Origin of the sequence: Undibacterium sp. WLX3042 (assembly GCF_049544825.1) — a bacterium.
GTDB lineage: Bacteria > Pseudomonadota > Gammaproteobacteria > Burkholderiales > Burkholderiaceae_D > Undibacterium.
The window spans coordinates 780,999-803,802 of record NZ_CP186698.1 but is presented as its reverse complement, the minus strand read 5'-3'; the positions used below and the strand labels follow the sequence as shown (position 1 = coordinate 803,802).

Sequence of the window (22,804 nt, the reverse complement as noted above, 5' to 3'; positions counted from 1 at the left end):
GTAAAAAAAAGCAGGCATACAGCAATTGCCGTCTGCCTGCTTTTGTCATCAGATACTGATGCGGATGGTATGTGTGCTTAAGGCTTTTGTTTGAAATCAAATAAGCCCATCAGGTCGCCCAATGCCGGGCGATTCAGAGGTACATACGGATTTTTCTTATCAATAACAGGGTTAGGCAGATTGTCGCGACTGCGCTTCGACAGTGGAGCCAGCTTCCAGTTACGCTGTATGAATTTCAGGATCGATGCGTGATCGTAATAAGTATGATCGACATGCCCTTTTTTCGCATAAGGTGATACGGCAAGCATAGGGATGCGCGTGCCGTCGCCGAAGAAATCGATAAACTGTACATAGCCGGAATCATAATAGCCACCGCCTTCATCGAAAGTAATCAGGATAGCCGTTTTTTTCCAGAGTTCGGGATTCGCTTTGACGCGGGCGATCACATCTGCCGCGAGTTCATCAAAACTGGATTCGACCGCATAACCCGGATGGCCTGAAATACTGTCGTACGGCGCGATATAAGAAACAGCAGGGAAAGATTTTTCATCTTTTTTCACATCAATATAAAACTGATGCAGATCCTGCAATTTGTGCTTATCAGGTCCGGTCATTGTGGATGTAAAGAATGACGGCGTGTCGCACATGGCGCAATATTCTTTATCGACTTTTTTACCGTCATTGCGGCCACCGCTGTACCACTTCCATGAAATGCCGGCAGCTGTCAGCGCATCACCAATATGGGGAATAGTTTGTGGCGGCAGCAGGAACTTATCTGCACCTAATACCAATGGCTCACCCAACGGCGAATAAGCCGGATCCATGTTATTCACCATGTAGTAAGTGTCAGGTGCGCAGTTACCCTGATTGAAGGCAGGATACGGGAGCTTTTTCAGGAATGCATGTATGCCTGCCGCACCGGGTTGAGACAGATCGGCACACTGAATATAAGTGCCGCCACGGTAGCCGTCTTCGGTGTACCAGTTATTGGTGCCAGGTTGTGGATCAGGATTTTCTATCATCTTGACAGGAGGCACTGCCGGCTTGCCCTGATCGGTATAGAAGGTCACATCGCCGGTCGCAAGGGCCAGATAGTTGGCGGTGGTACCACCCATGACAGGTTGATGATAATTGTCGGCAATCGCATAGTTGTCGGCCAGCTTTTTGAATATTGGTGCATCGCCGGCAGACATGTTGTAAAAACCCATCGCAATGCCACCCTGATAGGTGCGGCCGGGGGCGAACGGCGCCGGTACGTTACTTGGACCGACACCCGTCATTTCCGCAACCCAGACAAACAGGTCATTATTCCCGCCGTTAATCTGTTGCCACATCTGGAAAAAGCGGTGTACCGGATCACCGGTATGCGCCCCGTAGCTGACATGTTTGGTAATCTGATATGGCCCGTTCGGCATGTCTGCCGGAAAACGTGCATCCGGTACATCATGACGCTGACCAAAGGCGCCCGCAGCATAAGGCTGGGGCAGAGTGGCGTAAGAATTTTTGACCTCTGGCGTCGGTGTGTAGGCGGTAAAATTTTCTGCTGTTTTTTGTGCTGCCAGGTGATAGTTAGGTCCCGGTGTGCCATCGGCTTTGACTATACCTTTTGACCAGAGATTCGAGATCGTCTGCTTCTTTTTTGGCTGATATACGCCGTACAGATTGTCAAACGTGCGGTTTTCACCGACCAATACAATCACGTGCTCAATCGGCGTGGTGGTTTGGGCATAGCTGTTGTGGGCGTACAAAGCGCTGAGTATAAGCGCTGACAGGGGAAATTTTTTCATCATGGGTCAGCAAAAGTTGAATGAGGAACAGACATCGTGGCGTCCTCCCGGCTGGCTGAACAATTTTTTTGCCAGATTCTCCTCCCATGTTCAGAATCGATGTCCGTCGCGAAAGAGATATGGGGAGGGGGCAGTGCCGGAGTGCGATGCTAGCAGCGACAGATGACCCCGATGTGACAAGTCTGTGTAGTGTCATCAGCGTTGCTGAACCTGCCGTGCAATGCAAAACAGGAAGTGCGTTGCGCACTTCCTGTTTTTAATTCATCAATGCTGAAAGTTGCAGATGATCGCGGGCTTACAGGCGGGTATAACGCAGCCGCAGCGCATTGCTGATCACCGAGACTGAACTGAGGCTCATCGCTGCGCTGGCGATCATCGGGCTTAACAGGATGCCAAACCACGGGAACAGCACACCGGCAGCAACCGGCACGCCGATGAAATTATAGGCAAACGCAAAAAACAGATTCTGACGAATATTGCGCATGACATTCCGGCTCAGTGTGCGGGCCTTGGCAATGCCGCGCAGATCACCTTTGACCAGCACCACATGCGCACTGTGCATAGCAACGTCGGTACCGGTACCCATGGCAATACCGACATTCGCCAGTGCCAGTGCCGGTGCATCGTTGATGCCGTCACCTGCCATCGCGACTATGCATCCCTGTTGCTGCAATTGCTGAATGAAACGGAATTTATCTTCCGGCAGCACGTCTGCATGCACCTCGTTTAATCCCAGCTGTGTTGCAACCGCCTGCGCTGTCTGAGCATTGTCACCAGTCAGTACAATCACGCGGATTCCTTGTTGCTGTAACTGTTGCACGGCTTGCAGGCTGCTGGCTTTGATGCTGTCGGCAACGCTGATCAGCGCTGCGGCCTTCGCGTTGACCGCCATCACCATGACCGTATGACCTCGCTGCTGTAATTCATTGATGCGAGAGCTGAACTCCTGCAGGCCAATATGGTTTTCTTCCAGCAGCGCAGGTTTGCCGAGCAAGATCTGCTGTCCGTTGCACGTTGCCTGCACACCTTTGCCGCTGATGGCTTTAAAGTCGCTGATGCTGGCTGCGGTGATATATTTTTTGCGGATAAAATCCGCCACTGCCTGCGCCAGAGGATGTTCACTTTGCTGTTCTGTCGCCAGTGCGATTGCTAATAATTCCTTTTCATTCGCGCCATCTGCGACGATGAATTCCTGCAGCGTTGGCTTGCCTTCGGTGAGGGTGCCGGTTTTATCGATGACCAGCGTGTCGATTTTTTCCAGGCGCTCAAGTGCTTCGGCATCTTTGATCAGTATGCCTTCCACCGCACCACGTCCGATACCGACAGTCACTGAAATCGGCGTTGCCAGACCCAGAGCGCAAGGGCAGGCAATGATCAGCACGGACACGGCGGCCATCAGGCCATTTGCGAGTGCCGGTGCCGGCCCAAATAGCGCCCACAATATAAATGCCAGTATTGCCGCCGCGATCACGGCAGGCACAAACCAGCCCGCGACTTTATCGGCGAGCTTTTGTATTGGTGCGCGGGAACGACCTGCCTGATTCACCATATCGATGATCTTGGCGATCAGGGTATCTCTGCCGATTTTTTCGGCCCGCAGGCTGAAGCTGCCTTGCTGATTGATGGTACCGGCGCTGAGTTTATCTCCGGCCTGTTTGCCAACCGGAATCGGTTCGCCGGTAATCATCGACTCATCCACATGCGAATGTCCATCGACCAGCAACCCGTCAACCGGAATGTGCGCACCGGGTTTGACGCGCAGCAGATCACCGACCTGAACTTTGTCGAGTGGAATTTCAGCTTCGTTGCCATCGGCGGCAATGCGTATCGCCGTCGCAGGAGTCAGTGCCAGCAAAGATTTGATGGCCTGATTTGTCTGTGAGCGTGCGCGCAACTCCAGCACCTGGCCCAGAATAACGAGACAGATAATGACGGCGGCGGCTTCAAAATACAGTGGTGCCATGCCATCCATCTTGAATGCATCTGGCAAAGCCTGCGGAAACAGCAACGCAAACAGACTGAACAGATACGCCGCCGCAGTGCCGACGCCGATCAGGCTGAACATATTCAGATTGCCACTTTTGAAGGAGGCGATGGCGCGTTCAAAAAACGGTCGCCCCAGCCATGCCACAACGGGTGTTGCTAATGCAAACTGCAGCCAGTCGAATATACGCATTCCCAGTAAATCATGGAAAGAAATACCGGGCAGCATGTCGCCCATCGTCAGCAGTAACAAGGGCAGGCTGAGTGTGATACTGATTTTCAGGCGTCTGCTCATATCCTGAAGTTCGCTGTTGTCTTCCTCAATGATCGCTTCTTTCGGTTCCAGTGCCATACCGCAGATAGGGCAGATACCAGGGCCGATTTGCTCAATTTCCGGGTCCATAGGACACATGTAAATCGCATCTTTGGCGACCGGTTTGGCTGCTGGCGCCAGCTCGGGATTTAAATATGTCTGCGGATTTTTACTGAATTTCTGTTTGCACGAGTCGCAGCAGAAATAATAGGTCTGACCAGCGTGCACAAACTGATGCTGGCTATTCTCATTCACCGTCATGCCGCAGACCGGATCTTTATGCGCACCTTGCGGGTCGTGTTGCATGCTTTGCGGAGCAGCGTGGCTGCCGCCGCAACAAGAATTTCCACCTGCCTGCTTGATCCGGCTGACTTCACGTACTACCGGGTCAGACACAGCAGCAGTGGACGTAGTTGCAGGCGCAGATGCGGACACCGCTGCAGATGCACCCGGGACGCTGCCCATACCGATCACACGTTTGGTTTTGACATAGTTTTCAGGTGCCGCGTTGAATTTGCTCACGCATGACTGGCTGCAGAAATAGTAGGCAACACCCTGAAAGCGCGCCGTTTTTTCAGTATTTTTTGCTACCTGCATGCCGCACACAGGATCTATGTATTTTTTTTCTTCAGGCGCAGATGGGGTCGCAGATTCAGAGGCAGATTGTCCGCAGCAATTGCCGCTATGTTGATGCTGGTCTGTCATGACTATTCTCCTTAATCGACTATCCGCTGTATCATAGACTCCGTACCTGAGAACAGAGTCAAGGACTTTTTATTTATGTCTGCTTCAGATCAATACACCATAGGACAACTCGCAAAAGCTGCTGGCGTGGGAGTTGAAACTATACGCTACTACCAGCGCCGCGGCTTGCTGGCAGTTCCCGATGTGAGCAGCGGATTTCGTACTTATCCGTTTGCCGATGCCGAGCGCATCCGCTTTATTAAGCGGGCGCAGGAATTGGGGTTTTCGCTCGAAGAAATTTCGCATTTACTGATGCTGGAAGACAGTAACGACAAACCGGCGATACGCGATATTGCCCGTGAGCGCCTCGATCAGGTACGCGCCAAACTGGCGGACTTAAAAAAAATGGAAACCATGCTGGCACAACTGATTGATGCCTGCGCATCGGCGCCGCAGCAGGCACAATGCCCGATTATCAAGGCTTTAGGTCATTCCAGTGATTGTCATCAAACTTCAGGTACAGAATCCGCCTGAACGTCCGCACAGTGTCCGGACATCGTTTTTTATTGTCCGGACTATCACAATTATTCAGATTGATTCATATAAATCTGAATAAAATCAAATACTTGCAATTTCATATTTTGTGGCACGCTTTCTGCAATACCTCAGTCAACACAGAGGAGGAAGGTGATCATGAGACATATAGCAAAGACAGATGCGAGACTGCAACGCTGGCTTTGGTTGTGCTGCAGAGCGACAGAACTGATGTGTGCGACCGCTTTATTATTGTTATCGCTGTTGCTGCTGACCCCCGATCAGCGTGAAAGCATCAGCCGCATTGAATTCAAAAATAGTCGTGCTGCACCAGCATTGGCAGACGCCTGCCGTGGTTGCGGTGTGCAAGCAGAACTCTCTCTGGATCGTTTTCAATTTCAAATCCGTGTGCAACCCTGGGCCGGTCTGACATTGGATTACCGCACCAGCGGCCACTGGTCATTCGGTCCGCTGGACTGGGGCAGAACGCTGACCGGCTGGCCTGTACCGGACAAACAATGGACAGTCGCCGGACACTTTCCGGACACTCGCAGTTTCCCCGTTTCGTGCAAGCATTTGCTGCTTTCAACTGCCGATAGCAGCAACATGCCGGAACGCCGAAGATTAGGCTGATATCGATGTCTTTTTCGGGTAACTGATTCAGTTTTCATTTACTAAAAATATACTAACTATGTCTATCCGCGACACCTCACTGCAAGATACGCCGATCGCCGCCGTACCGTTCTGGCGGCAGTCTAAATGGGTTTGGCGCATTCTCGCCGGACTTTTGCTGTTCATCGCCGCCGTTTATGCATTAATACTGTGGACAGGGAGCAGCCGTTCTGTGTCTATGTCCAGACTGAGCGTCGCGACGGTGGGCAAAGGAACGCTGGTGCGCGATGCAGCGGTGAATGGCAGGCTGGTGGCCGCTAACAGCCCAAGTCTGTATTCCAGTACCGCCAGTACCGTCAGTTTTTTGGTCAAAGCCGGAGATAAAGTTAAAAAAGGCGACGTCGTTGCTGAGCTGGATTCACCTGACCTGGTGTCAGAGCTGAAGCGCGAACAAGCCTTGCTTGAACAATTAGAAGCAGAAATTGCCAGACAAAAAATTCTGGCACGCAAGCAAAAAATGCTGGCAGTACGCGATGCCGAGCAGGCTGAAATTGAACGCGTCTCAGCTGAGCGTGCATATCAGCGTATCGAAAAAGCCGGCGTCAGCGGCGTGGTGCAGAAAAATGAATTCCTGCGCGTACAGGATGCCTTACAGAGCGCTGAGATCCGCGCCCGCCATGCATTGCAGGCGAGTTCACTGGAAAGCGAGGATGTTGATCTCGGATTGAAATCAAAACTGGCGCAATTACAGCAACAACGTCTCCTCAAAGATAATCTACAAAGAAGGGTCGATGAGCTGCGTCTGCGTGCGCCGGTAGATGGTGTCGTTGGCACGCTGGCAGTGGCGAACCGCACAGTGGTCGCACCGAACACGGCACTGATGACACTGGTCGATTTATCGCAACTGGAAGTCGAGCTGGAAATTCCGGAGAGTTATGTTGCCGAGCTGGGATTGGGAATGGCCGTGGATCTGGATATTAATGGCGTCAAGGCACGCGGTATTCTGTCGGCGATGTCGCCGGAAGTGGTCAGAAATCAGGTGCTGGCACGGGTTCGTTTTGATGGAAACGTACCAGCCGGATTGCGGCAGAGTCAGCGTGTGTCAGCGCGTATGCTGATCGAGGAAAAACCGGATGTGCTGATGGTGCAGCGCGGCCCTTTTGTCGAGAGTGACGGCGGACATTTCGCTTATCTGCTGCGCGACGGGATCGCTGTACGGACACCGATCGTTCTTGGCGCAACAAGTTTACATGCGGTTGAAATCAGAAGTGGATTAAAAGCCGGAGACAAAATCTTCATTTCCGGGACGGAGCTGTTCGAAAAAGGCGAACGGATCACCATCAATCAATAGGAGTTTGTGATGTTAAGAATGCAGAAATTAAATAAAGTCTATCGCACACACTTAATCGAAACCCATGCATTGCGGGGATTTGAAATTCATGTCAGAGAAGGTGAGTTTGTGACGGTGACCGGGCCTTCCGGCTCAGGCAAAACAACCTTCCTCAATATTGCCGGTTTGCTCGAAGAATTCAGTGATGGTGATTATTTTCTAGATGGTGTGAATGTTAAAGGACTTGATGACAATGCACGCACGCGTTTGCGGAATGAAAAGCTGGGATTTATTTTTCAGGGATTTAATCTGATTCCTGACCTGAATTTGTTTGATAACGTTGACGTTCCACTGCGTTATCGTGGCTTGCCTGCGAAAGAGCGCAAGGAGCGGATTGAAGATGCGCTGGCGCAGGTGGGGCTGGCGGCGCGCATGAAGCATTATCCTGCTGAATTGTCCGGCGGCCAGCAACAGCGGGTTGCGATCGCCCGTGCGCTGGCAGGTTCGCCCCGGCTTTTACTGGCAGATGAACCTACCGGGAATCTCGATACCCAGATGGCGCGCAGCGTCATGGAATTGCTGGAAGAAATCAATGCACGTGGCACGACTATTTTAATGGTGACACACGATCCTGAACTGGCGATCCGCGCTCAGCGCAATGTGCATATTATTGACGGCCAGGTCTCGGATCTGGTGCGGCCGACACCGTCGCTGGCGGTAACCTCATTGCAATACGCCTGAACGGGAGCACCTATGTTTTCTTACTACTCATGGCTGGGCTTCCGCAGCTTACGCAGAAATCCGTGGCTGACGGGACTGATGATATTAATTTTATCGGTCGGCGTGGCTGCCAGTGTATCCACGCTGACAATACTGCATATGATGTCTGCAGACCCGATACCCGAAAAGAGTGACAGATTATTCAGTCCTATTCTTGATAACGCACCGGCCAGCGGTTATCACCCCGGAGAGCGCTATGGTGACGAGCAGATGAGTTATCGTGATGTGCATGCTTTACTCAATAGCGATATTGGAAAATATCGCGCAGGTTTATACGGTATCTCCGCTCTGATAGAAATGCCGCGCAAAGATCTGGGGGTGATAGAGGTCGAGGGAATGGCGGCGTCGCGTGATTTTTTTCCCATGATGCAGGTACCGATGCTGTATGGCGAACGCTGGTCAGTGGCGGATGACAAAAATGGTGCTGATGTGGTTGTTCTAAGCCGGAAAACATCGGAAAAAATGTTCGGCGCAGAAAATCCCGTCGGCCGCACAGCGACCATGTGGGGGCGGAGTTATCTGATCGCCGGTGTGATGGATAACTGGCGTCCACTCCCGCGTTTTTACCGGTTCAACGGGCGTAATAGTGCATTTGGTAACGAAGAAGGTTTCATTGTCCCGTTTTACAGTGCGATGCGTAATCAGACGCCGCATTCGGGTGGCATGAGTTGTTCAAGCAAGCGTGAGCCGGGCTGGCAGGCGTTACTGGACTCAGAATGTACCTGGCTGACTTTCTGGGTTGAGATGAACAAGGCCTCGGAACGGCCGCAACTGGCAGCATTTCTGGATGCCTATGTCAGTGAGCAGCAGAAACTGGGACGTTTCCCACGGCACGCGCCGAATCTTTTATTCGACGTACGCGGCTGGTTGCAGGAAATGAAAGTCGTGGGGGATGATGAAAAAATGTCGGTGTGGCTGGCCTTCGGATTTCTGATGCTTTGCCTTGTTAATACGATAGGGCTGTTGTTGGCTAAATTTTCAGCGCGTGCGGCAGAAATCGGTGTGCGACGTGCGCTGGGTGCGACACGCCGGCAGATATTTTTACAGGTGCTGATAGAAACCGGCGTGGTCGGATTGGTTGGCGCAATCAGCGGCATTTTGTTATCGATGTTGTTTCTGAAACTGATCAGCTTGCAGGCCGGTTACCTGAAAACGGTTGCCCGCATGGATTGGGAAATGCTGTTGCTGACTGTGGCCATGTCCGTACTTGCGGCATTACTTGCAGGGCTGTTGCCGACCTGGCGTGCGTGCCAGATTACACCTGCTATCCAGTTGAAATCTCAGTGAGGATCTATGACACAGCTGTTTCCATTGAAGCCAGTCTTACTGGCGATGCTGAAAAATAAAACGGGGCCGTTGCTGGTCGCGCTGCAAATTGCCCTGAGCCTGGCGATATTATCGAACGCCTTATATCTGGTGAATCAGAGACTCAGCAGCTCTGCGCGTCCCAGTGGTATTGCGCAGGAAGAGCAGATATTAAGCGTGTTCGTACGCAATCAGAAATCAGGCGGGCATGAGCAGCAACTGGAGATGCAAAAACGGGAGGAGCAGCTTATGCGTTCCGTACCCGGGGCGCAAAGCGTGGCAAGGGTCAATTCGATACCGATGTCGCAGTCCGGCTCCAACAACAGCTTTGCAGCGGATCGCAGGCAGTCTTCTCCGACCGGAAATGCAGCAATTTATATTTCGCCCGGTTCGCTGGTAAAGGTGTGGGGACTGCGCCTGATCGATGGCCGTGATTTTAAAGAGGACGAGTTTCAGGAGCTGGATCAGAATACGGCGAACAATTATCCGGAAGTGGCGATAATCACGAAAGCGATGGCACGCACCTTGTTTCCTGAAGCCAGCAGCTATGCAGGGAAGAATTTTTATTTCGGTACAGGGGATGGTGCGCTGCAGATGCGGATTATTGGCGTCGTCGATACGCTGCAATCTTCGGGCGCGCAGGAAGGATTATCCGGCGATATGTCTGTTTTGCTGCCGGTACGTCTGACTAATGATGCCTATTCGGGTTATGTCTTGCGGACTGCACCGGGGCAGCGTGAGCGTGTGCAGGCCGAGGTCGAAAAAACGCTGCGTGCGGCATCTTCAGAGCCGCTGAATATCGCGATACAGACGCTGACCACGATACGTGAAAACCGCTATCGCAATGAAAAAGGCTTGTCCTGGATGTTGCTCACCGTGTGCGGATTACTGATCGTGATTACTGCCAGCGGCATCGTCGGCATGTGCAGCCTGTGGGTGACACAACGCACCAAACAAGTCGGCATACGCCGCGCTTTAGGGGCGACACGACGGCATATTCTGATGCACTTCCTGACCGAAAATCTGCTGATTTCAGCACTGGGTGTTTTACTGGGCTGCGTGCTGGCGCTGGGTCTGAATCAGTTACTCGTGACCCAGTTTGATATGCGCAAATTACCGTTGTCTTATCTGCTGTGGTCCCCGCTGTTGTTCTGTCTGCTGGGTATTGCGGCGGCGCTGGCACCTGCGTGGCGGGCGGCCAGAATTGCACCGGCGACCGCCACCCGCAGCGTCTGATGAAATGGTTTGCGGCAGGGTGCCTGTTTATCTGATAATGCAGGCAACTCTGTTGCTTATTAATACAGACTCTTATTCGCACCCGGCTGCTTGCTATCCTTGATTAACCGGCGTGCGGCTTTTTGAAGCAAATTAAAAGTTAATACGGACATGCCTAAAGTCTTAATCATTGACGATAATCCCTCAGTCGCTCTGGCACTCGAAGTACTGTTGTCGCTGCACGAGATTGAGAGTGTGACTGCATCGACGCCCGACATGGGGCTGACATTACTGTCGCAGCAGGTGATTGATCTGGTGATACAGGACATGAATTTCAGTACCGATACAACTTCAGGCGAAGAGGGTATGGAACTGTTTCGTCAGATCCGGCAACGCTGCCCCGATATGCCGGTGATTTTGCTGACGGCATGGACACATCTGGATACTGCGATTGGTCTGATCAAAGCCGGGGCTGCGGATTACATGGGAAAACCCTGGAACGATCAGCGTCTGCTGACCGTGGTGCGTAACCTGATTGAACTCGGACAGGCCAATCGTGCCCTGCAACGTCGCCTGCAGCGCGAACGCCAGCGTAAGCAAGCGCTGGAAACACAATTCAATCTGTGCGGTCTGGTGTGGCAGGATAGCGCTACTGAAAAAGTACTGGAAATCGCGTGTCAGGTTGCGCGCTCTGACGCCTCAGTGATGATCACAGGGCCGAATGGTGCCGGCAAAGAACGCATCGCCGAAATTGTACAAAAAAATTCCGCTGTAAAAGACGGGCCATTTATCGTACTGAATTGCGGCGCGATTCCGGCTGAGTTGATTGAAGCTGAATTATTCGGTGCTGAGGCCGGTGCCTATACCGGTGCCGGAAAATCGCGCGAAGGTAAATTTGAAGCTGCCGATGGCGGGACTTTATTTCTGGATGAAATTGGCAATCTGCCACTGGCAGGACAGGTGAAGTTGTTGCGTGTACTGGAAACCGGACGTTTTCAGCGACTCGGATCGAACCGCGAAAAGCAGGTCAGGGTGCGCATCATCAGCGCGACCAACGCTGACCTTCCGGCCATGATACGGGCCGGACAATTCCGCGAAGATCTGTATTACCGCCTGAACGTGATACAACTGAATCTGCCAGCGCTGGCAGATCGCCCCGAAGATATCCTGCCTCTGGCACATGCGTTTCTCGATCAGGATAAGCAACTCGATGCAAATGCAAAGGCGGCATTACTGGCACATACCTGGCCGGGCAATGTCCGTGAATTGAAAAACCTGATGCACAGGGCGCAGTTACTCGCCCGCAGTGAGCACATCGGTGTTGGCGATCTTGGTCTGCCTGCAGCACCGGTAATGCGTCTGAGCAGTGATGCGGAGCCGGATAAGGCCGCAGTCGAAACGGCCTTGCTGCGGGCGCATGGTGTGATCGCGCAGGCCGCGTCGGCATTGGGTCTGAGCCGTCAGTCACTGTACCGTCGTATGGACAGGTTCGGTATTGCCAGGCCTGGTCAGGAATGAGCATGCGACAGAGCAGACGTATTTCACTGGTATGGCGATTCAGCTTGCTGGCGGGGGCGCTTACCTCCGTCAGCATACTCTGCAGCGTCTGGCTGATGCGCTTGCCTGATGCTTATCGTGCGATGGCGCTGATCGCATTCGCGCTGGTAATGATATTGCTGGCGGCGTGGCTGATGTATCGCCAGCTGGCGCCGATGCTCGCTTTGTTTCGCGCAGTGAATGGTACTGTTATTGGCTACCAGGACGGTGATTATTCTTTCAGTCTGCACTGGCCGTACAAAGATGAACTGGCTGAACTGGCCGAAATGCATAATGCACTGGGCAATACCTTACGGCTGCAAAGGCTGAATCTGGTGCAGCGTGAACTCTTGCTCGACACGATGGTGCAAAATACACCGGTGGCAATGTTGCTGGTAGCCGACAATAAAACCATCGTGTTCGCGAATATCGCTGCCCGTCAGCTGTTACATCACGGTCGTCAACTGGAAGGATTCAGTTTGCAGGAAATTTTGCTGGGGCTGTCCCCGGCAGTAAAGGAAGCGATAGAAAAAGGTGGAGATGGTTTGTTCACTGTGGCTGCGCGCAACAAACAGCAAGCTGCCGCTTCAACGACAGATGCTGCGGATATTGAAGGCACAGCGAAGGCAATGGCGAGTGAGCCTGATGATGAGGGCGACGAGGTCTATCATCTGGCGCGTCGCAGTTTCAGCCTGAACGGAAAATTGCATACCTTATTTTTATTGCGGCATCTGACGACAGAATTGCGTCGGCAGGAAGTACAGACCTGGAAGAAGGTGATACGCGTCATCAGTCACGAGCTGAATAATTCACTGGCACCGCTGACTTCGCTGGCGCATTCCGGCCAGGAATTACTCAGACGCGGAGATGCGACACGCCTGCCACTGATTCTGGAAACAATCGCAGACCGCAGCCGTCATCTGGAAAGTTTTATTCACGGTTACGCACGGTTTGCCAAACTGCCTGCACCCAGATACACGCTTGTTCGCTGGCAGGATTTACTGAGCACATTACAAGCGCAGATACCATTTCAGCTGCTTCTGGGCGAGCAGGACACCGTCTTGCTGGCAGAGGCGAGAATGGACCGTCCGCAGATGGAACAGGCCTTATTGAATTTACTGAAAAATGCCCGTGAATCCGGTGCCGGTGAAGATGGCGTCAGCTTGCAGGTGAGGGCGATTCATGATGGCTGGCGTCTGGATGTGACAGACAATGGCAGTGGCATGAGTGATACCGTGATGGCGAATGCACTGGTACCTTTTTATTCTACAAAGCGACACGGTACCGGGCTGGGGCTGGCGCTGACCAGGGAAATTATTGAGGCGCATGGCGGACGCATATTGTTGAGCAATCGTCAGGAAGGTGGTCTGCAAGTGACGCTGATCTTGCCTGCCTGAAGTGCAGAAAGGCCGTTGAAGTGTCTCAGATTAAACAGAAAAAGGCAGACTGCAGTCTGCCTTTTGAATAATTCGTCTCAGATATCTGTCAGCGCACGAACATCGCGATGACCTGACGGCGCAGAATTACATCGTCGGATAATCGGTATAACCTTTTTCTTCACCGCCGTAGAAAGTGCTGCGGTCAGGAGTGTTCAGTTCTGCGCCTGCCGCGAAGCGTTCAACCAGATCAGGGTTCGCAATATAAGGACGGCCGAATGCCACAGCATCTGCCAGACCGCTGCTGATCAGCGCATCGGCTTCCGCTGCGCTGTAGCCCCCGCAGCAAATCAGGGTTGCCGGGAAGGCTGCACGTAATTGTTCACGGAAGCTTTGCGTCAGTTCTGCGCCGCCGGCCCAGTCAGGTTCGGCAATGTGCAGGTAAGCGATACCACGGGCAGTAAATTCTTTGGCTAAATACAGTGCCATTGCTTCTGCTTCGGTGTCGGCGATACCGTGCGCTACAAAGTTAGGAGAAATACGCACACCAACGCGATCCGCACCCATTTCAGCGATGGCCGCATCCACTGCCTCCAGTGTCAGGCGGGCGCGATTTTCCAGGCTGCCGCCGTAGGCATCTGTGCGCTGATTGCTATTGGTGGACATGAACTGCTGGAGCAGGTAACCATTCGCTGCATGCACTTCGACCAGATCAAAACCGGCGCGTTTGGCACGTTTGCTTGCCTGACGGTATTGATCGACGATGCCCGGCATTTCTTCTGTGGTCAGCGCGCGCGGTACGGCTGTCTGGATATTGGCTGGTGTGCCATCCGGCTGGACAACGAAACACTGGCTGTTTGCTGCTTGCAGTGCAGAAGCCGATACCGGTGCCGCTCCGTTTTCCTGTAACAGGTTATGTGAGATACGGCCAACGTGCCACAGTTGCAGGGAAATCTTGCCGCCTTTTGCGTGAACTGCATCGACCACATTTTTCCAGCCTGCTTCTTGTGCATCGGTGTAAATGCCTGGCGTCCATGCATAACCCTGGCCCTGACGAGAGATCTGGCTGGCTTCCGTCACGATCAGTCCGGCACTGGCGCGCTGCGCATAGTATTCGACATTCAATGCCCGCGGCACATCACCGGGTTGGCCGGCACGTGAACGTGTCAGCGGCGCCATGACGACGCGATTTTTCAGCGAAGCGCTACCTGCCTGCACAGGGGAGAGTAAATTTTTCAACATACGATTTCCTTTATGAATTAGACCGGTCGTCTAGTTTTTGCTTCAAAAAAATGGGCACATGCCCATGTTAACAATATCAATGTCTGCATTACCGGCTTGCCGGTAACAGTAGTTCTGTCTGTTTCAATGCCTGCACCAGCGGTTGCAGCTCATGATGAACTTTTGCCAGCAGCGAAGCGCCAACCCACAAGCTGTACAAGGATGTGGCGGATTCCTCCGCATCGAGTGTCGCTGCGACGCTGCCCTCTGCCTGTGCGAGCCGTATTGTGCTGGCAATCTGTGTACAGATGCCGCGCATACCGACCGACAATACGGTTCGCATCGGTTCCGATAAATCGGATACTTCTGCCGCCAGCTTCACTGCGAGACAAAATTTATGACATCCGCCGTTTTCTGCGTTTTCCTGCCAGCTGGCGAAATACATCAGTAACCGCTCGCGTGCTGAGTGAGTCTGGTCAGCGAAATGTGCAGCCAGGCGTTGCTGATAGTCGGCAAAGTAGCGTTCCAGCATGGCAACGCCAAAACCTTCTTTTGATTGAAAATAATGATAGAACGAGCCTTTGGGAACGGCTGCAGCCGCCAGAATTTCACTTAAACCCAGAGCGCTGAAACCGCGACCCAGAATCAATTGCTCGCCAGTCGCCAAAATGCGCTCGCGGGTATCTTGATAATTGTGTGGGCGTTCTTCATGTTTTTGCATAGCCGTCATTCTATTAGACCAGTCGTCTAATGTCAAACAACAGGAGAAAAAGAGTTAAAAGTGTTTCTTTTGTGAAATATTTGTAATAGTTGCTTCCGGGTAAGTTTGTATTGTGAGAAAATCAGACCACGGCTGAAAATTTATTTTCATTTTCTCTTACCTACTTACTTTCCAGATCACTGACGATGATGTTTCGCTGGCTTTTCCCGAATGAGCATGCTCTCACGCCTGCTGAAAACGCCGCCTGGAAACTCAGTGCATTACGTATCATCCTGGTTTCAGGTTTCTTGCTTGAACTATGGATTGCCATACACACCTCTGCCTCGGCGTTTGCCCGCAATAACTATAAAGTCATGTGGGTGGTCGGCTTGTTGTGTGTGATCAAGGCGGTCGCTATTTACTATTCAACCCGGTCGGTCAGAGCCAGCGCAGCTCTGCTGATTCTGAATATTTATGGCGTTACTCTCGCGGTCATCACCCTGATTCAGGATCATCAGATCGCTGCGCTCGGTTATATTCTGATCTATGCCGCGCCGTTGATTGCCCGCTTGTTTCTGGGACTGAGACCGGCCTTGTGGCTGATGTTTTTCAATATACTTCCGTTTTTATTTCTGATTTCTCAGTCCAGCCAGTCAGGATGGCCGGATCTGCAGACCTCATTGTCCGGTGTGCGGACAGATGTGCACGCATTAATTTTTCTGTTTTTTAATTTTTGCCTGCCACTTGCCGTGTTCAGGGTCCTACACGAGCTTGATGCCGCACTGGATCAGTTCACAAACGCCAGCCACGCACTGAAATTAAGTCATGCGCAATATCAGGAAATTTTTGAAAATGCAGGAACAGCCCTGATTCTGACGGATGAGGCTGGTCAGATATTACGGGCAAATAATCAGGCAAACACTCTGCTCGGGCGGCAGGCACACGAAAAACACGCTCATGATCTGTTCAGCTGGCTTTCCGTCGATGACAAGGTGCGTCTGCACGCTGAACACGACCAGGGCGAAGAAAATAAGTGCGCGTCCGCTTATCAGACGCGCAATGGAAAAATGGTTGTTCTGAACAATATCTCGCAGACCGCGACCGGCGATTTTATTGTGGCTTTAAACGATGTCTCCTCGTTTTATGAAATGCATCATGCGCTGCAACTCAGCATTCAGCGCGAAGGTTATCTGAGCAGCCATGATCCGCTCACCAATCTTCCTAACCGCAGCATGCTGCGTCAGCATCTGACCACAGTTCTGGCTGCACACGACGGACTCCATGTGACAGCCCTGGTATCGTTCAGACTGAACAGTATACGGCACGCCAACCAGCAATTCGGCGCACCCGCCGGCGACACTTTATTACGGCGCTTTGCCGACGAACTGGGCGCTGTGCTGCCGGAAAACAGTTTCTGCACACGGCTGCGCAGTATCGTATTTTCGTTTGTGCTCGAACGCTTCCAGACGCCGGGGGATGTGGTGCTGTTTGTCGAGCAGGTCCGCGAGAAAATGCCGAAAGAAATCGAGATTAACGGCGAAATGATACAGGTGCAGTTCTCCGCCGGTATTGCCCTGTTGCGTCATGGAGAAAGCGAGCCGGACGATCTGATCCGCCGCAGTGAAATGGCGCTCGATGCCGCCAGACGATCCAGCGATCACAGCACCAGCCTGTTTGATGACGACGAAGCTCAGGAAATCCGGCGGAATATTGAAATCGAGGTCGGCATTATCAGCGGTCTCAAACAAAATGAATTTCATTTACTGTATCAGCCCAAGATCAGCCACGATGGCGGTCTGGCAGGTGTGGAAGCGCTGCTGCGCTGGGATTCAGCCAGTCTGGGCCGGGTTTCGCCGGCGGAATTTATTCCGGTTGCAGAACATTCCGGTCTGATTCACCACATCAGTGATTTTGTGCTTGACGCGGTGTGCGCGCAAATTCGTCAGTGGCTCGACACCTACGGCGAGAGCCCGGTAGTGGCACTCAACTTGTCCGTGATAGATCTGGCACGCGTTAATCTGATCGAGCTGATTGAAGAGCGTTGCCAGCACTACCGGATTGAAACCCGCTATCTGGAACTGGAAATTACAGAAACCGGCCTGATCGCGAATGAAGCAATATCGATCCAGCATCTGAATGCACTCAAAAAGCGTGGCTTCAGCATTGCGATTGATGATTTCGGCACGGGTTATTCCTCATTGTCCAAGCTCAGTCATTTTCCAGCCCATACAGTCAAAATCGACCGCTCTTTTGTGGCCCAGATCGGCTACAACGCCAAGAGCGAAATGATCATCAAGGCGATTATTTCTCTGGCAGAGATTCTGTCCTGCAAGACGGTCGCGGAAGGCGTTGAAAACAAGGATCAGGAACATTTTTTAAAAGAAGTCGGCTGCGATTTCTTTCAGGGATATTATTTCTACCATCCGCTCAATATGCGTGACATGAGTGATTTGCTGGTGAGCCATCTGCCATTGCTGAAAGAGGCGGGTTAGTCAGCGATCCTCAGGCCAGCGTCGATTCTTTTGCAGGCTTTTTGCTGCAAACTGTCGTCAGCTTCAGACCTTCGCCGGGAAAAGCATAGCCGCGTCTTCCGGCTTCAGATAAAATCGGGCGGAGACTACCCTGATGGAGACTGTATATGTATCTGGATCATCCAAGAATTTCTGCCACGAACAGTGAAACCGAGCCAGACCGGATTGAGCGTCTGAGCCGTGTTTATGGCTATGCGATCGGGCTGGCTGACGTCGATCAGAATACTGACTGCATCACCAAACTGGCGAAAATACACGACCATAAAGGAACGCTGATGGTGATCTGGCACGAAGCACCGACGTCTGCGGAAAAAAATTACTTTCTGCGTGCATGGCAGAGCCGCATCGGTGATGAATCCGATCAGGTTGAACATGCACTGATACTGAATGAGCCGGTCGCTGAAACGGCTCAGACATCTTTACCAGCGTAACGGGACAGCCGCACACCATTGAGCACCACCAGCAGGCTGGTGCCGGTGTCGGCAAATACCGCCATCCATAAACTCGCATGTCCGCTCAGTGCGAGGGCAAAAAAGATCAGTTTGACTGCCAGTGCAAAGCTGATGTTTTGCCATAAAACCTGACTGGTTTTGCGTGAAATACGGATGAATTCCGGCAATTTGCGCAAATCATTCTGCATCAGAGCGACGTCTGCTGTTTCCAGTGCGGTATCGCTGCCGGCTGCCATCGCAAAGCCGATATGAGCGGTGGCGATAGCTGGTGCATCATTGATGCCATCGCCGGTCATACCGGTAACGCCTTGTGCGCGCAGTGTTCGGATGGCCTCGAGTTTGTCTTCAGGCAGCAACTGGCTGCGTACCTCGCTGATCCCGGTTTGCGCTGCAATCGCCTGCGCGGTCGCAGCATTATCTCCGGTCAGCATCAGGGTGGTAACGCCAAGCGCGTGTAATTCGGCAATCGCTGCCTGACTGCTTTCCCTGACCTGATCCGAGATCGCAATCAGGCCGAGTAAGTTCTGCTGACGGCAGAGAAAAATCACAGTATTTCCCTGTTGTTCCAGAGTGTGTATTTGGGCATCGAGATTTTGCCAGCCAGCGGTCGGCGTCGCGATGGACAGTGCATCAAGCATGGCGCGATTGCCGAGGTAATAAAGCTGACCGTTTATTTCACCACTGACGCCGCGCCCGCGCTGGGTTTCATATAACTGGGCATTGTTCACGGCGGATAAGTTCTCGCTGCAGGCAGCCGTCAGCGCCACTGCCAGAGGATGGCTGGAACCGGCATCCAGACTGGCGGCGAGACGCAGAATTTCTGGTTCCCCGAGATCGCTGAGACTGCGTATCAGATTGACGCCGGGCTTGCCTTCGGTCAGTGTGCCGGTCTTATCGAAAGCCAGCGTTTTCAGCAGCCGGCCTTGCTCCAGAAACAGTCCGCCCTTGATGACGATGCCGTGACGTGCTGCCAGTGCCAGCCCGCTGACGACAGTGACCGGTGTTGAAATCACCAGTGCACACGGGCAGGCGATCACCAGCAACACCAGTGCCCGGTACAGGCTGTCATGCCAGTCTTGCTGCAGGAATAGCGGTGGCAGTATCGCGGTCAGTAAGGCCAGCACAAACACCAGCGGTGTGTAGATGGAGGCAAATCTATCGACGAAACTCTGGGTCGGTGCACGCTGGCTTTGCGCTTCCTGCACCGAATGGGCAATGCGTGCCAGCATGCTCGCGTTCGCCGGTGCAGAGACGCGTATCTGTAAGGTGCCGGATTGATTCAGTGTTCCGGCATAAACGATATCGCCCTGCTGCTTTTCTACCGGCATGCTTTCACCGGTGATGGCGGCCTGATTAACACTCGACAGGCCGGATACAACGAAGCCGTCGAGCGCGATTCTGTCGCCGGGGCGGCACTGGACCAGCGTACCGACGGCAATAGCGTGTGTGCTGACAGCCTGCCAGCTGCCGTCCGCCTGCTGTACCTGCGCTGTTTCCGGCGCCTGTTCGAGTAAGCCGCTGATGGCATTGCGGGCGTGGATCAGGCTCGCCGCTTCTATCATTTCGGCGACAGCGAACAGGAAAATCACCATCGCTGCTTCCGGCCACTGGCCGATCGCGACCGCTCCGGCAACTGCTGCCGTCATCAGCAGATGAATGTTCAGCGTGAAATGGCGCAACGCGATCCAGCCTTTTTTCAGAGTCGGGATGCCGCAGATCAGTATCGCAAACAGTGCCAGTACGCCTATGATGATCGAGCTTTCTTTGCCGCTGATCCAGGCGATAACTTCTGCACTGAAAGCCGCGATGCCGCCCAGCGCCATTTTCCAGTACTGGCGGCGTGATGGCTTTTCGCTGAACGTCGCTGCTGGCTGCCCGACGTCCAGCTGGGTGCCGGCCATACCGACGGCATTCAGTTTGCGGTGAATATCGGCAATATTTTGCTGGCGGTGATGGATGGTCAGAATACGGTTCAGCAAATCAAAATCCAGCCGCAGGACATCCGGCAATTCTGACAGCGAACGACGGATCAGCGCTTCTTCGGTTGGGCAATCCATTTGTGCGACATGAAAGCGCAGGCGTTGCACATCGTTTGGCAGATCCGGCTGCGGTTCTCGGGCAGTTGCCGGGACAGTCGCCGTACATGCATCATGCCCGCACACGCTTTGTTTGCCCTCATGGGCGTGCGCGTGTACATGCGGCGCTGGTTCAGCGGAATTTTCCGGAGTGTGGTCGTGGCCACAACAAGCAATTTTATCTGCCATATCACTTCCTGATGATTACATTTGCTTTAGTGTAGACTCTGGAGTGGCTACGGGGTCAAGATTTTTTTTGAGGATACTTTTCCGCACTAGTGCGGATAGAGATATCGCACGGAAAATAGGATGTTGCTGACTGAAAGCCGGCATCAGAAAAGCTGTCAATACAGACCAATATTTATATACTCCCCCCTGTTTTTAATTAAATTGCTCTAATGTCTTCATAAACAAAGGGGCTTTTTATATACCCGGGGGAGTATTAATTAATCATAAATGCATCTTCAGCAACCCATCATCATTTAGCGTGAGTGAAAAAATGCGCATCAGTGAACTGGCGAAAGCGACCGGAGTGGATCTGGAAACCATCCGGTATTACGAAAAACAAGGCCTGTTACCGGCACCGGATCGGGAGGAAAACGGTTACCGCAGCTACACCGGCGAGCATCTGGAGCGCTTGTCGTTTATCCGTCATTGCCGGGCGCTGGATATTCCGCTGGCCGATGTGCGCAGGCTGGTAGCGTTTATCGCCAGCCCGGCGGATGATTGTGGCGATATTAATCTGCTCATCGATCAGCAGATTGCACGCGTCAAAGCGCGGCTGAAAAGCATGCGGGCGCTGGAAAAGCAGCTCAGTCAGTTACGTGCGCGTTGCGACGAACGGCATCATGGAAAAGAGTGCGGGATTTTGCATGAGCTGGTGGCTGCGGCGCATGGCGAAGCGTGTGCCTGCCATGCGGAGAACCTGTGAAAAAGCGATGTGCAGACCGGAAATCAGCGCAGATGCAGATCGGCCATCAGATCAGAGACGCCGGCCCAGCCGATTTCTATGCCTATGCACAACAGAATAAACGCGGATAAGCGCATCAGTACCGTGGCGCCGATATCGCCGAGGAAACGTTCCATATTCCGCGCAAAGCGGTAGCACAGATAAATCACCACCGTCGTCAGTAACACGCCCATCGCAGAGGCGATGCTTGTCAGCAACCAGTCGATAGGCTTGTGAGGCATTTGCGTACCGAGTGTGACGGAGGCGGCAATCGTGCCGGGACCAACGGTTAAAGGAAAGCTGAACGGATAGAAACTGCGGCGGCGCAATTCTTCACGGTTCCACTGTCCGCCGTGCGAAGCAGCGACCGAATTGAGCAATTTGTCCTGACTCTGGTCATTCAGTAATTTCCAGCCGGCCATGCCGACCACGATGCCCCCGGCAACGCGCACGATAGGCAGCGAAATGCCGAAAAAATCCAGCACGTAAGAGCCGATAAAAATCGCGCCCATCAGCAGAAAAAAACAGTTGATCGCAATGCGTTTCGCCAGCCGGTTGGCGATTTCCGGTTCTATCGGTCCTGTCATCGACAAAAAGATAGGTGCAATCGCAATCGGATTTAAAATTGGCAACAAAGTGATAGGCACCACCAGCAACGCCTTGAAGAAGACGATCATCGCCATACTCATAAAAACTCCTGAAAAAATTGAGGGCACGATTATGCAACAGAATATCCGCGAAATATCCTGTTTCTGGTTTTAAATCAGGCAAGTTTATTGCTGCTGCTTATCCGCTTATGTTATTCGTGTGTTATCCAAGCATTGTCCATGTGTGAACAGATTCGATTATGTCAGAAAAATCTCCGTTTCCCGTGATCCAGACCCCGCGCTTTTTGCTCAGACAAATTGTCGCAACAGATTTGCCGCGCATTTTCAGCGGCATGTCTGATCCGCGTGTCACAGAGTATTACGGTATCAGTTACGAAACACTGGAACTGACGCAAGCGCAGCTGGACTGGTTTGAACTGATTTATGAAACCGGTACCGGAATCTGGTGGGGCATCTGCCATCGCGATGCGCCGCAGGACTTGATCGGCACCTGCGGTATCAACGAATGGGAGCAGGATGATCATTGCGCCGAAACCGGCTTCTGGATCTTTCCTGAATACTGGGGGAAAGGCGTCATGATGGAATGTCTGTCGGCGATGCTGGATTACTGCTTTTCCGTACTCGGGCTGCATCGCATGCAATCCATGGTCGAGCCGGATAATCCGGCAAGCTGGAAATTGATAGAAAAACTCGGATTTCAGTTAGAAGGAATTCTGCGCGAGTGTGAACGCAAGGACGATCGCTATGTCGATCTGAAATGTTATTCCCTTCTGGCGCGGGAATGGCGCAGCAGATCGCGGTCTTAGCAGGGTA

At 52.7% G+C, this 22,804-nt stretch carries 18 protein-coding genes; 12 read left to right on the top strand and 6 right to left on the bottom strand.

Going from position 1 to position 22,804, the window contains the following annotated elements; genetic code table 11:
- Window positions 1-77 precede the first annotated feature (77 nt).
- Window positions 78-1,787 (bottom strand): alkaline phosphatase family protein, encoded by a 1,710-nt coding sequence (locus tag ACPAOP_RS03635; RefSeq protein WP_423709372.1) that lies wholly within the window; start codon window positions 1,785-1,787, stop codon window positions 78-80.
- Between the two features lie 295 nt (window positions 1,788-2,082).
- Window positions 2,083-4,788, bottom strand: coding sequence for a heavy metal translocating P-type ATPase (locus ACPAOP_RS03630; RefSeq protein ID WP_423709371.1), 2,706 nt, complete (start codon window positions 4,786-4,788; stop codon window positions 2,083-2,085).
- 75 nt (window positions 4,789-4,863) lie between these two features.
- Here ACPAOP_RS03630 and ACPAOP_RS03625 point away from each other — a divergent pair, with 75 nt between their 5' ends.
- From ACPAOP_RS03625 to ACPAOP_RS03590, 8 genes are all read left to right on the top strand, one after another.
- On the top strand, window positions 4,864-5,301 hold the full coding sequence (locus ACPAOP_RS03625; RefSeq protein ID WP_423681238.1) for a MerR family transcriptional regulator: 438 nt from the start codon (window positions 4,864-4,866) through the stop codon (window positions 5,299-5,301).
- 159 nt (window positions 5,302-5,460) lie between these two features.
- On the top strand, window positions 5,461-5,934 hold the full coding sequence (locus ACPAOP_RS03620; protein ID WP_423709370.1) for a hypothetical protein: 474 nt from the start codon (window positions 5,461-5,463) through the stop codon (window positions 5,932-5,934).
- Window positions 5,935-5,992: 58 nt separating this feature from the next.
- Window positions 5,993-7,264: an efflux RND transporter periplasmic adaptor subunit gene (locus ACPAOP_RS03615; protein WP_423681236.1), complete on the top strand. Its 1,272-nt coding sequence runs from the start codon at window positions 5,993-5,995 to the stop codon at window positions 7,262-7,264.
- Window positions 7,265-7,273: 9 nt separating this feature from the next.
- Window positions 7,274-7,984, top strand: a complete 711-nt coding sequence (locus tag ACPAOP_RS03610) for an ABC transporter ATP-binding protein (protein ID WP_423681235.1) — start codon at window positions 7,274-7,276, stop codon at window positions 7,982-7,984.
- Window positions 7,985-7,996: 12 nt separating this feature from the next.
- Window positions 7,997-9,310, top strand: a complete 1,314-nt coding sequence (locus ACPAOP_RS03605) for an ABC transporter permease (RefSeq protein WP_423709369.1) — start codon at window positions 7,997-7,999, stop codon at window positions 9,308-9,310.
- A gap of 6 nt (window positions 9,311-9,316) precedes the next feature.
- Window positions 9,317-10,564: an ABC transporter permease gene (locus ACPAOP_RS03600; RefSeq protein WP_423681233.1), complete on the top strand. Its 1,248-nt coding sequence runs from the start codon at window positions 9,317-9,319 to the stop codon at window positions 10,562-10,564.
- Window positions 10,565-10,714: 150 nt separating this feature from the next.
- Window positions 10,715-12,061: a sigma-54-dependent transcriptional regulator gene (locus ACPAOP_RS03595; protein WP_423709368.1), complete on the top strand. Its 1,347-nt coding sequence runs from the start codon at window positions 10,715-10,717 to the stop codon at window positions 12,059-12,061.
- Between the two features lie 2 nt (window positions 12,062-12,063).
- Window positions 12,064-13,476, top strand: coding sequence for a sensor histidine kinase (locus ACPAOP_RS03590; RefSeq protein WP_423709367.1), 1,413 nt, complete (start codon window positions 12,064-12,066; stop codon window positions 13,474-13,476).
- A gap of 126 nt (window positions 13,477-13,602) precedes the next feature.
- On the opposite strand, the gene ACPAOP_RS03585 is transcribed toward ACPAOP_RS03590, so the two are convergent.
- Both ACPAOP_RS03585 and ACPAOP_RS03580 read right to left on the bottom strand, forming a co-directional pair.
- Window positions 13,603-14,697 carry an alkene reductase gene (locus ACPAOP_RS03585; protein ID WP_423681229.1) on the bottom strand — a complete coding sequence of 365 codons (1,095 nt, stop codon included), beginning with the start codon at window positions 14,695-14,697 and terminating at the stop codon, window positions 13,603-13,605.
- Window positions 14,698-14,785: 88 nt separating this feature from the next.
- Window positions 14,786-15,397: a TetR/AcrR family transcriptional regulator gene (locus ACPAOP_RS03580; protein ID WP_423681228.1), complete on the bottom strand. Its 612-nt coding sequence runs from the start codon at window positions 15,395-15,397 to the stop codon at window positions 14,786-14,788.
- Between the two features lie 188 nt (window positions 15,398-15,585).
- On the opposite strand from ACPAOP_RS03580, the gene ACPAOP_RS03575 reads away from it, so the two are divergent.
- Window positions 15,586-17,868, top strand: coding sequence for a putative bifunctional diguanylate cyclase/phosphodiesterase (locus ACPAOP_RS03575; RefSeq protein WP_423709366.1), 2,283 nt, complete (start codon window positions 15,586-15,588; stop codon window positions 17,866-17,868).
- Between the two features lie 146 nt (window positions 17,869-18,014).
- Complete coding sequence (locus ACPAOP_RS03570; protein WP_423681226.1) at window positions 18,015-18,338, top strand: hypothetical protein; 324 nt, start codon at window positions 18,015-18,017, stop codon at window positions 18,336-18,338.
- Here ACPAOP_RS03570 and ACPAOP_RS03565 read toward each other — a convergent pair.
- Entirely contained in the window at window positions 18,317-20,623 is a 2,307-nt protein-coding gene (locus ACPAOP_RS03565) for a heavy metal translocating P-type ATPase (protein WP_423709365.1), read from the bottom strand. The two genes, ACPAOP_RS03570 and ACPAOP_RS03565, sit on opposite strands and share 22 nt — an antisense overlap.
- 310 nt (window positions 20,624-20,933) lie before the next feature.
- Between ACPAOP_RS03565 and cadR the strand changes: the two genes are divergently transcribed.
- On the top strand, window positions 20,934-21,365 hold the full coding sequence (gene cadR, locus ACPAOP_RS03560; RefSeq protein WP_423681224.1) for a Cd(II)/Pb(II)-responsive transcriptional regulator: 432 nt from the start codon (window positions 20,934-20,936) through the stop codon (window positions 21,363-21,365).
- Window positions 21,366-21,388: 23 nt separating this feature from the next.
- Here the strand turns inward: cadR and ACPAOP_RS03555 are convergent, their stop codons facing one another.
- Window positions 21,389-22,072, bottom strand: a complete 684-nt coding sequence (locus ACPAOP_RS03555) for a MarC family protein (protein WP_423681223.1) — start codon at window positions 22,070-22,072, stop codon at window positions 21,389-21,391.
- Between the two features lie 158 nt (window positions 22,073-22,230).
- Between ACPAOP_RS03555 and ACPAOP_RS03550 the strand changes: the two genes are divergently transcribed.
- Complete coding sequence (locus ACPAOP_RS03550) at window positions 22,231-22,797, top strand: GNAT family N-acetyltransferase (RefSeq protein ID WP_423709364.1); 567 nt, start codon at window positions 22,231-22,233, stop codon at window positions 22,795-22,797.
- The last annotated feature ends 7 nt before the right edge of the window (window positions 22,798-22,804 follow it).